We start from the raw sequence: 10345 nt of genomic DNA on the forward strand, positions 1-10345 counted from the left end.
ATCAGACCTCCTCTTTGCTGGATTGGGTGCGTTTCTGCGCGGCCTTCAGCGCGGTGACGGCGGCATGGGCGGCCACCCCGGCCCCCACGACCCCCGCCGCGGCCAGCCCGACCTTGTCGGCATTCGCCTCGACCCCGAACTGGGTCAGGTCCGTCACCCGGTCATAGAAGCTGCCCTGATCCCAGAACCCGTCCTCGGAACAGCCGATGCAGCCATGGCCCGACTGGATCGGAAAGGACGTGCCCTCGTTCCAGCGCACGGTGGAACAGGCGTTATAGGTCGTCGGCCCCTTGCAGCCCATCTTGTACAGGCAATAGCCCTTGCGCGCGTTTTCGTCGTCCCAGGCCTCGACGAACTGGCCGGCGTCGAAATGCGGCCGGCGATAGCATTTGTCGTGGATGCGCTGGCCATAGAACATCGCCGGGCGCCCCTGGCGGTCCAGTTCGGGCAGCCGGTCGAAGGTCAGCATATAGGTGATGACGCCTGTCATGACCTCGGCGATCGGCGGGCAGCCGGGCACCTTGATGATCGGCTTGTCGGTGATGACCTTGTGCACCGGGGTGGCGCGGGTCGGGTTGGGCTTGGCCGCCTGCACGCAGCCATAGGACGCGCAAGCGCCCCAGCTGATCACCGCCTTGGCGTGCTGGGCGGCGTGTTTCAGCTGGTCGACAAAGGGCTTGCCGCCGATGATGCAGAACATCCCGTCCTCGTTCAGCGGCGGGTTGCCTTCGACCGCCAGGATATAGTTGCCCTTGTATTTCTGGATGGTCTCTTCCAGCGCGGCTTCGGCCTGATGCCCGGCGGCGGCCATCAGCGTGTCGTCGTAATCCAGGCTGATCATCGACAGCACCACATCCTTGGCCAGCGGGTGGGCCGAGCGGATGAAGCTTTCCGAGCAACAGGTGCATTCCAGCCCGTGCACCCAGATGACGGGCGTGCGCGGCTTGGTTTCCATCGCATGGGCGATTTTGGGCACCATCGCGGGGCTGAGGCCCAGCGCCGCCGCCGTCAACGAGCAGTATTTCATGAAACTGCGCCGGGTGATCCCCTGTCGCCGCATCACGTCATAAAAGGTTTCGATCTGGCTCAAAAGCTGGCCCTCCCTCTGCGTCCGGTCCCGTGGAATGCCGTTGCATACATTCCCTCAGGCTGGATCAGAGCAGGCCCAGGTCGGCCATGCAAAGCAAAGCGGCGGCTTGGTGGATTGGCGAAATACTGTTCTATTTCATGTGCTTGGGCGGGAACAGGCGATCACGGGCCGGATATGCCCTATCCGCCCCGGCCACCAATCGGTTAGCGGCTTACCGCCCCATCCAGCCAGCGCGCCGCCGCGACCGCAGCCTGGCCCAGGGCCAGCCCGCCATCATTGGCCGGGGTCCGGGTGTGGATCAGAACCGGGGTGTCGCCCAGCCGCGCCAGCGTGTCCGACAACAGCCGCGCGTTCTGGAAACACCCGCCCGACAGGGCCACGGCCCGGGCTGCGCCGCTGTCGACCAGCGCCCGCGCGCGGTCGGCAAAGGCCCGGGCCAGACCCGCATGGAACCGGCCCGCGATCACGTCCGCGCCCTGCCCCGTTTGCAGGTCGTCCCGCAGCGCGGCAAAGACCGGGCCGGGGTCGATCTCCGGCCCCGTCCCGCCGAAAGCGTATCCGGTTTCGGCGGTGTCGGCGGTCAGCGCCTCCAGCCGCATCGCGGCCTCGCCCTCGAAGCTTTGGCTGTCGGGACAGATCCCAAGACAGGCCGCCACCGCGTCGAACAGCCGCCCGGCGCTGGAATTCATCGGCGCGTTCAGACCCCGCTCCGCCGCCTGACGCGCCAGCGCCAACGGCTTGTCGGCAAACAGCCGGTCGGCCCAATCCGACAGCCCCGCCTGATCCAGCCGCGCCAGCGCGTTGCGCCACGGGTCGCGCGCAGCACTGTCGCCACCGATCAGCGGTGCCGGGCGCAGCCATGCCCGCCGGTCGAAGCCGCGATAATCCCCCAACAGCAGCTCGCCGCCCCAGACCGTGCCATCATCGCCCAGCCCGACCCCGTCCAGGATGATCCCCGCCACCCGGCCCCCGTCCAGCGGCCAGCCGTTTTCGGCCAGACAGGCGGCCAGGTGGGCATGGTGGTGCTGCACCGCAACCAAAGGCAGCCCCTTCGACGCGGCATGGCGCGAGGCGCGGAAATCGGGGTGGCGGTCACAGGCCACAAGCGCGGGCCGGTGATCGAACAGCGTGGCATAATCGGCATCGGCCTGCAAAAACGCATCCCATGTCAGCGCGGCGTCCAGATTGCCCAGATGGTGCCCCAGCAGCGCCTGCCCGCCCTTGACCAGGCAGATCGCGGCTTTCATCTGCCCGCCATAGGCCGCGATCTGCGGCGCGTCGGCGAACCCGTCGGGCAAGGGCAAGGTCCCCGGCACCCGCCCCCGCGCCCGCCGCAGGACCATCGGCCCGACGGGTGTGATCCGTTCCACGCTGTCATCCAGCCGCCGGGCGATATCGCGGTCATGCATCAGCATCGCGTCGCAAAAATCACGCAGCTTGGCGCGCGCCTCGTCATTGCCGATGACCTGCGGCTCGCCCGACAGGTTGCCCGAGGTCATGACCAAAGGCAGGTTCACCGCCTGCAACAACAGGTGGTGCAGCGGCGTATAGGGCAGCATCCAGCCCAACCGCGCCTGCCCCGGCGCGATGGCGTCGGGCAAAGCGCAACCCCGCCGTTCCAGCAGGACGATGGGCGCCGCGGGGTCCTGCAACAGCGCCTCTTCGGCATCGCAAACGGTGGCATGGGCGCGGATCATGTCCAGCCCGCCCATCAGTGCAAAGGGCTTGGTCGGGCGGTGCTTGCGCTGGCGCAGGGTGGCCACGGCCGCCGCATTGGTGGCATCGACCGCCAGGTGAAACCCGCCCAGCCCCTTGATCGCCAGCACCGCGCCATCCCGCAGCCGCGCGGCAGCCTCGGCCAGCGGATCGCCGCCCGCCGAAGGCTCCAGCCACAGGCGCGGACCGCAGGCGGGACAGGCCACGGGTTGCGCGTGAAACCGGCGGTCGCCCGGATCGGCATATTCGGCGGCGCAATCGGGGCACATCGCGAACGGGGCCATCGTGGTCTGCGCCCGGTCATAGGGCAGCCCCCGCAGGATCGTGAACCGCGGCCCGCAATGGGTGCAATTGGCAAAGGCATAGCCATGCCGCCGGTCGGCGGGATCGGTGATGTCGGCCAGACAGGCGGCACAGGTCGCGGCATCGGGGGTCACGCGGGTTTCCGCCCCGGCCCCTTGCGAGGCGACGATGCGGAACCCCTCGCCATCCAGTTCGAACCGCGCCGGGGCGCCCTCGACCGCGTCGATACGCGCCAGCGGCGGCGCCTCGGCCCGCAGCGCGGCCTGGAACGCATCCAGATCCGCCCCGGCGGCATGGATCAACACGCCCTCGGGGTCGTTCAGCACCTGCCCCCGCAGGCCCAGACGGTTCGCCAATTGCCAGACAAAGGGCCGGAACCCGACACCCTGCACCTGGCCACGCACCCGGATGCGGCGCCCCTGCACCATGCGCGCCATGATCAGTGCACCGTGCAGACCATGCAGGGATCGAAGCTGCGCACGATATGCTGGACGCTCAGCGGGGTCTGTTCGCCGGGCTGCACCGCCGCGCCGACCAGGGCGGCCTCGACCGGGCCGGGCACGCCATTGGCGTCGCGCGGGCTGAAATTCCAGGTGGTCGGCGCAATGATCTGATAGGACGCGATCGCGCCGTCCTCGATCGTGATCCAGTGGCCCAGGGCGCCGCGCGCGGCCTCGACCAGGCCGCTGCCCTGACCGGTGTCGGGCAGGTTGACCCGCGTCATGAAGGGCTGGTCGGGATCGATCGAGGCCAGGATCTGTTCCAGCGCGATCTGCGTGCGGGCGATTTCCAGCAGCCGACCGACGATGCGGGCGCGCACGCTGCCCTCGGCCGCCAGGGCCAGCGCCAGCGGATGGCCATCGACGATCTGGCGGGCCAGCGCGCCGGTTTCGAAATCGCGCCCGCCCAGGCGCGGCGCCTTGCACCAGCTATAGGCGCTGTCGCGCATCGCCTCGTCCGGCAGGGTCTGTCCCTGTTCGGGATGCCCGCCCGCGCCCAGCATCCAGGCATGGCTCAGATCCTCGGCAATGGCGGCGGGGTCCAGCGCGCCCGGCCCGTTTTCGTCATGGATGCCGGGCCGGAACATGTGCCCGCCCCCGCGCGGATAGGCCCCGAAGGACAGGTAACGCCCGCCTCCCCGCCCCGACCGGGACAGGTCCAGATCGCGCGCGATCCGCAGGAACAGACCCGCATCGCCGCCTTGCCATGCCTCGAGCGCGGCCAGATCGCCCAGCTCGGCAAAGGCCTCGACCGGGGCGCTGAAAAGCTGATCCTCAAGGTGCCGCCGGAACGCCCTGAGATCGGCGCCCATGCGGATCTTGTCGCGCGCGCTGGGGGCACGGGTGGCGCCGCCGGGCTGGATCGCCAGCGTATGCGGCCACTTGCCGCCCAGAAGACCCACAATGTGAAAAAGCTGCGCGCGCGCCTCGGTCGCGCGCCGCAGCGACGACCCCTGAAGCGCGGTGAACCGCGCCACCGCCTGATCATGCCAGTCCCGCTCGCGATAGGCGGGCCGCGCGAAATCGGGCATGAAGAACAGGTTGAAATGGGTGATGTGATCGGCCAGGTTTTCGACCGCATGCAGCAGCGCGGCGACCTTCTCGCCCTCGGGCGCGGGGGCGGCGCCGGCGGCATCGGCCAGCGCCCGGGCCGCCGCGACCGACTGGCTGATCGAGCAGATGCCGCAGATCCGCGGCGTGATCGTCAGCGCCTCGGTCGGGGGTTTGCCCAGCAGGATCCGTTCGAACCCGCGAAAGAGCGGCGAATTGGCATAGGCTGCCGTGACCTGACCATCGGCGATCTCCAGCCGGATCTCCAGATCCCCCTCGACCCGGTTGAACGGCCCCACAAGCAGCGATGTCTCGCTCATGATTTCGGCGCCTTCAGGCTGGGGGGCACCGTGATGCGGTCGGATTTGGCGTTGACCTCGATCCGGCGGGGCGTGGCGGCCTTGGACAGGCTGGCCAGCGCCATGAACCAGGCCTTGGGCATGTCCGATGGCAGGCCGATGGGAATGCCCGCGAATTTCGGGGTTTCGGTGAATTTGTGGCCCGGCTCTTCGAATTCCGGGGCGGTGCAGTTGATACAAGGGTATCCCGCGCGCGTGCAGCTCCCCTCGCCGTTCCAACTGCGGATGTTGCAATCGCCCGCCGCCTGGGTGCCGACACAGCCCAGATGTTCCATCATGCAGCCGATCTCGGACAGTTGGGTCGCGCTGGCCTTGTACTCATAGAATTCGTTCTTCGGACAGGCATGATGCACCAGATGATCGGCATAGAACCGGGGCCGGCCATAGCCGTCCAGCGCGTCCTGGCGCAGGTCGCCCGCCGCCAGCAGCAACAGCGTCTCGGTCACCCAGTCGGGATGGGTCGGGCAGCCCGCCACGTTGATCACCGGCAGCCCCGCGCGGCTGCGGAAATCGGCGGGCAGCGCGCCGCCCTTATGCGCGCCGTCATACTGGACCCCCACCGCGTCGGCGGGATTCTCGCCCGCCGAGGTGATCCCGCCATAGGTCGCACAGGTGCCCACCGCGACCACATGCCCCGCCAGCGGCGCCAGGCTCTGGACCCAGTCCAGCATCGCCCGCCCCGTCCCGGCCAGCACGTGATAGCGGCCCGTCCCGTTCGGCCCGCGCACGATCGACCCTTCGACGCACAGGATATCCAGCGTCAACGCGCCGCTTTCGATCTGTTCCAGCATCTGGCGCACCTCGGCGCCGGTTTCCACGCTCAGGGACGGGTGCCACAGGAACGACAGCCCCGCGCCGTCCAGCAACTCCATCACATTGGGGCTTTCGGCACACAAAAGGGACATCGTGCAACCGCCACAGCCGGCCGATTGCAGCCACAGGATATTCAAGCGCGCTCTCCTTTCGGCAGTGCCAGGCGGAAACAGGCCCCGCCCTGCTGCGACGGCACCAGCGTCAGGCTGCCGCCATGCTCCTCGGCGATCTTGTACGAGATCGACAGGCCCAGCCCCGTCCCTTCGCCCACCTGCTTGGTGGTGAAGAACGGATCGAATATGGTGGTTTTCAGGTGGTCGGGAATGCCGGGGCCATTGTCGCACACCCGCAGCACGGCAAACGCGCCCTCGTATGACAGATCCAGCACGATCGAGCCGCCCGCCTGCCCCGCCAGCGCATCGACCGCGTTCTGCACCAGGTTCATCACGACCTGCTGGATATGCCCCGGGCGGCCATGTGCGGCACAGGCCGCCTCGCCGGTAAAGGTCACCTTCAGATCGGGTTTCGTCCCCCGGCGGACCCAGTTGGCGGCGATCCCGGCGGTCTCGGTCAGGTCGAAACCGATGGTCTCGCCGGTGCCATCGGCCGACAGACGGCGCAGATCCTCCACAATGCTGCGCACCCGTTCCGAGCCGTCGCGCGCCCCCTCGATCGCCGTGCGCAGGTTGCGCAGGTTGCGCTCCAGCTTCAGCTCCTGGCGCAGCTCCACCAGCTCCTGGCGCGGGGCGCCGCCCTCGACCCGCTCGAAATAGGTCTCGAACCGGTCCAGGTATTTTTCCAGCGCGTGGGTGTTGGCATAGACGAAGCTGATCGGGTTGTTCAGCTCATGCGCCACGCCCGCCAGCAACCGACCGAGCGAGGCCAGCTTTTCGTTCCGCACCAGCTGGCCTTGCGCCTGTTTCAGCTCTTCGTGGCTCTGCTCCAGCCTGGAGAAGGCGCGCCGCACCTCGCCCAGGGTCCGCCCGGTCAGCACCACGCCGCTGACCCGCCGGCGCCGGTCCAGCCGCGGGGCGATCTTGAATTCCACCGGGTCGGCGCCGTCGACCGTGGCCAGATCGGCCTCGACCGTGGCGCCGCGCTTGAAGCTGAAGGTCTGTTCGATCGTCGCCAGAAGATGCGCCCGATGCGCATCGACGATGAACGCGCCGATATCGCGCCCGATCAGGCTGTCGATATCGGCCCCCACCGCCGCGCAGAACGAGGCGCTGGCATCGGTGATCCGGCAATCGCGCCCGGTCACCACCAGGAAATCGCTGATCGACGCCATGATCGACGACAGGAACGCACGCAGCTGCATCAACTCGACATTGCGCGCCTCCAGCTGCTCCTGATAGCCGACCATCTCGGCATAGGTCTTGTCGACGGCTTCCAGCACGTCGACCCAGGTCTGCTCTGCGACCTCGACTGCCTGCTCTGCCATCCGATCCTCCTTGCAGATCCCCGGCCCCCAAGCCTACGCCATTCCGTGGGAATTGCAAAAGCCCTTGTCGGCACACGCGTTCGTGCACCACTCGCTTATTGACGGGAAAGTGGTGCAAGCCTACCTTCGGCTAGGATTTCAGTACAGCGCAACAGCATCATCGGGGTGGCAGGTGGCCGTTTTTTACAGGTATGACGATGCCATTCTGGGCACACAATCGACCGTTAACGGGGCAGCATTCAACTATAATTTCGGCCCGCCCAATGGCAGCACGTGGCAATGGAGCGGTGGAACCAACGGGTTCACAGTGCGCGAAAACGATGGCGCAACCAATTTCAACGGCGATCCCACGAATGAAACCATCTCAACCCAGGAACAGATTGGTGGCCCGTGGGAGCAGGTCGTCGCAATCGATGGCGTGTTTCGCCAGACGATTTATGATTTTACCTTCTCCGTCACCGACGGCACCACAACCTATCAGATCGCGGTCATCGACGTTGATCTGAACAACGATGACGATGTCAACGACGTCGTGAACGGAGACAACGAGGACGGATATTATCTGGTCTTCACCAATGGCATCCCCCCACAGAACACCCCCCTTACCGTCTCCGGGATCGTCGACAATTCAACATCTATCGCACATGCGACATTGGGCGGCGAAGTCGTCTGTTTTGCCAAGGGAACGCAAATTCTGACGCCTGACGGCCCGATGCCCATCGAAACGCTCGAGATCGGCATGCAGGTCACGACGCAGGATCACGGAAATCAGCCGCTGCGCTGGATCGGCAGAACCACCGTACCATGTATCGGAAAGCTTGCACCGATCGTGTTTCAGAAAGGCGCGCTTGGCAATCACCGCGACCTTGTCGTGTCGCCCCAGCACCGTATGCTGATCAGCGACTGGCGGGCGCAGCTTTATCTGGGCGTCGACGAATGCCTGATCGCGGCCAAGGATCTGGTGAACGGCGATACCATCTATCGCCGCCCCGGCGGTCTCATCAGTTATTACCACCTTCTGCTGGACAGGCACGAGATTCTGCTGGCCGAGGGCATCCCCGCGGAAAGCCTGTATCTGGGCCAGATCGCGCAAAATGTGATCGACCTGCATTATGACAGCGACTTTGCGGACATATTCGGCCATCTGCCGGATCATCTGGTCAGCCACACCGCGACAGCCCGTCGCTGCATGCGCTCTCGCGAAGGATCGGTCGTCGGGCTCCTGCCGGCACAAACGACCAGCAGCGCCGCCACACCCTGTAAACACCGACGTCCAGCCGCCTTAAGGCTTCTGATCTCAAGGCATTTGAAGACCAAGTGACGCGTCACGTCCCAAGCGGCAGCCAAGAAATCGAGCGGCCGAGAATGGCACATCATCATTCAAGGCAGGACATTTATTTTCAGCTTGTTAAATGGTGCCCGGGGGCGGAATCGAACCACCGACACGAGGATTTTCAATTGGTCTGTTGATCCGCGCAAACTGCCTCAAGCTTGTTAAACCCATAACGTAGCTGACTGAAAACCTTGATTTTCGGGCATGGCAAATCGCTTCGACCCGTTGCGCTTGGTTGCATTCAAGTAAGCTGCTACTGCTACCCGAGTGATACCCGGGAGCGGAATTGCGCACTGTCAACCGATCCATGGGAGGTCGGACAAAGCGGCAGATTAGTCTTCGTGCCAAATGACGGCATTGAACTCAACCAGACCATCTTGACCTTGCTTTCCGCGCGCTCGCGGCACTGGTTTGTGTTACGGAAGCATCATTGTCAGTCAGGCACTGCGGCGTGAAGACCGGTTATTCGTATCAGTTGAACCAAGATCGCCTCCTGCAATGAGTAATTCGCGGATGACCTGAGACCCGACTTCCCTCCAGCGTTTGGGAGAATCCGTCGGTTGATTTCTGGCCTTATGCAGCCTTGGTTTCCAGTCTCGATTTCAACGCAAATTCCCGCGGCGTGAGATTGCCGAGCGATGAGTGGGGTCTGTGTCGGTTATAGTCGTCCTTCCATGCTGTGATCTTCTCTCGGGCTTCGGCGAGCGATGAGAATAGGGTTTCATTCAAGAGTTCGTCGCGGAAGCTGCCGTTGAAACTTTCCACGAATGCGTTCTGCATAGGCTTTCCCGGTGCGATATAATGCCAGTCGATCCGTGTCTCCTGGCACCATCTGAGCACCGCCATACTGGTCAGTTCCGTCCCGTTGTCGCTGACAATCGTTCTGGGACGTCCACGCCGCGCCATGATCGCCGTCAGTTCACGCGTGACACGCAGACCGGAGAGCGACGTATCGGCGACGAGCGCCAAGCATTCGCGGCTGAAGTCGTCTACGATGGCGAGCACCCGGAACCGTCGCCCATCTGTGAAGGCGTCAGACATGAAGTCCAAGCTCCAGCGTTCATTGGGGCGTTCCGGCATCAGCATTGGCCTTCGCGTTCCGAGAGCACGCTTTCGACCACCTCGCTTGCGGACTTGCAGCTTCTCTTCACGATATAGCCGCCTCAGCTTCTTTTGGTTCACCTGCCATCCTTGACGCTCGAGCATGACATGGACATGGCGATATCCGAACCGGCGACGCTCAGCAGCCACTGCCTTCATTGCCTTGCGCAGACCCGCGTCGTCCGGGCGCACGCTTTGATACCGCACACTCGACCGATCAACGCCAAGAACAGAACACGCCCGCCGCTGGCTTACCTCGTGCTCTTTGCACAAGTGCGCCACAGCATCCCGCTTCGCGCCGGGCGTCACCACTTTCGCGAGGCGACATCCTTCAACATCGCGTTGTCCAGCATCTGCTCGGCCAACAGCTTCTTCAGCTTCGAGTTCTCGTCCTCCAGCGACTTCAGCCTCTTGGCGTCCGACACTTCGAGGCCGCTGAACTTCGCCTTCCATTTGTAGAACGTGGCCGAGCTGATCCCATGCTCGCGGCATACATCAGCCGTCGAAACGCCGCCCTCCTGCTGCTTCAGGATCGCGATGATCTGCTCTTCGTTAAACCGTGATCTCTTCATTCTGTTCGTCTCCTTTGTTGGGGCGAACTCTACCTCAAACTGGAGGAGAAAACGGGTCTCAGGTCAC

7 protein-coding genes are annotated in these 10345 nt (G+C 64.9%); 1 reads left to right on the top strand and 6 read right to left on the bottom strand.

What is annotated here, in order from left to right; translation table 11 throughout:
* Position 1: 1 nt before the first annotated feature.
* From CLM60_RS19890 to CLM60_RS19910, 5 genes are all read right to left on the bottom strand, one after another.
* Positions 2 to 1090 (bottom strand): hydrogenase small subunit, encoded by a 1089-nt coding sequence (locus CLM60_RS19890; protein ID WP_095590908.1) that lies wholly within the window; start codon positions 1088 to 1090, stop codon positions 2 to 4.
* Between the two features lie 203 nt (positions 1091 to 1293).
* Positions 1294 to 3537 (bottom strand): carbamoyltransferase HypF, encoded by a 2244-nt coding sequence (hypF, locus tag CLM60_RS19895; protein ID WP_095590915.1) that lies wholly within the window; start codon positions 3535 to 3537, stop codon positions 1294 to 1296.
* 11 nt (positions 3538 to 3548) lie between these two features.
* Entirely contained in the window at positions 3549 to 4979 is a 1431-nt protein-coding gene (locus CLM60_RS19900) for a nickel-dependent hydrogenase large subunit (RefSeq protein ID WP_095590909.1), read from the bottom strand.
* On the bottom strand, positions 4976 to 5968 hold the full coding sequence (locus CLM60_RS19905) for an NADH-quinone oxidoreductase subunit B family protein (protein ID WP_095590910.1): 993 nt from the start codon (positions 5966 to 5968) through the stop codon (positions 4976 to 4978). Before CLM60_RS19905 ends, CLM60_RS19900 begins: the two co-directional genes overlap by 4 nt.
* Complete coding sequence (locus CLM60_RS19910; protein ID WP_095590911.1) at positions 5965 to 7272, bottom strand: PAS domain-containing sensor histidine kinase; 1308 nt, start codon at positions 7270 to 7272, stop codon at positions 5965 to 5967. Before CLM60_RS19910 ends, CLM60_RS19905 begins: the two co-directional genes overlap by 4 nt.
* A 10-nt stretch (positions 7273 to 7282) precedes the next feature.
* Between CLM60_RS19910 and CLM60_RS19915 the strand changes: the two genes are divergently transcribed.
* Complete coding sequence (locus tag CLM60_RS19915; RefSeq protein ID WP_141246568.1) at positions 7283 to 8593, top strand: Hint domain-containing protein; 1311 nt, start codon at positions 7283 to 7285, stop codon at positions 8591 to 8593.
* Positions 8594 to 9178: 585 nt separating this feature from the next.
* On the opposite strand, the gene CLM60_RS19920 is transcribed toward CLM60_RS19915, so the two are convergent.
* Positions 9179 to 10278 (bottom strand): IS3 family transposase gene (locus tag CLM60_RS19920; protein ID WP_095587531.1). Its coding sequence is split into 2 segments (ribosomal slippage): positions 9179 to 10017 and positions 10017 to 10278, totalling 1101 coding nucleotides; the frame shifts between segments, so codons are not numbered across the junction.
* Between the last annotated feature and the right edge of the window lie 67 nt (positions 10279 to 10345).

The sequence above is a fragment of the Actibacterium ureilyticum genome, from assembly GCF_002285435.1.
Taxonomy (GTDB): Bacteria; Pseudomonadota; Alphaproteobacteria; order Rhodobacterales; family Rhodobacteraceae; genus Actibacterium_C; species Actibacterium_C ureilyticum.

Bases quoted from the DNA above. Each gene is read 5' to 3' on its own strand.
- hypF (WP_095590915.1), bottom strand. From the start codon at position 3,537: ATGGTGCAGGGGCGCCGCATCCGGGTGCGTGGCCAGGTGCAGGGTGTC.
- CLM60_RS19900 (WP_095590909.1), bottom strand. From the start codon at position 4,979: ATGAGCGAGACATCGCTGCTTGTGGGGCCGTTCAACCGGGTCGAGGGG.
- CLM60_RS19910 (WP_095590911.1), bottom strand. From the start codon at position 7,272: ATGGCAGAGCAGGCAGTCGAGGTCGCAGAGCAGACCTGGGTCGACGTG.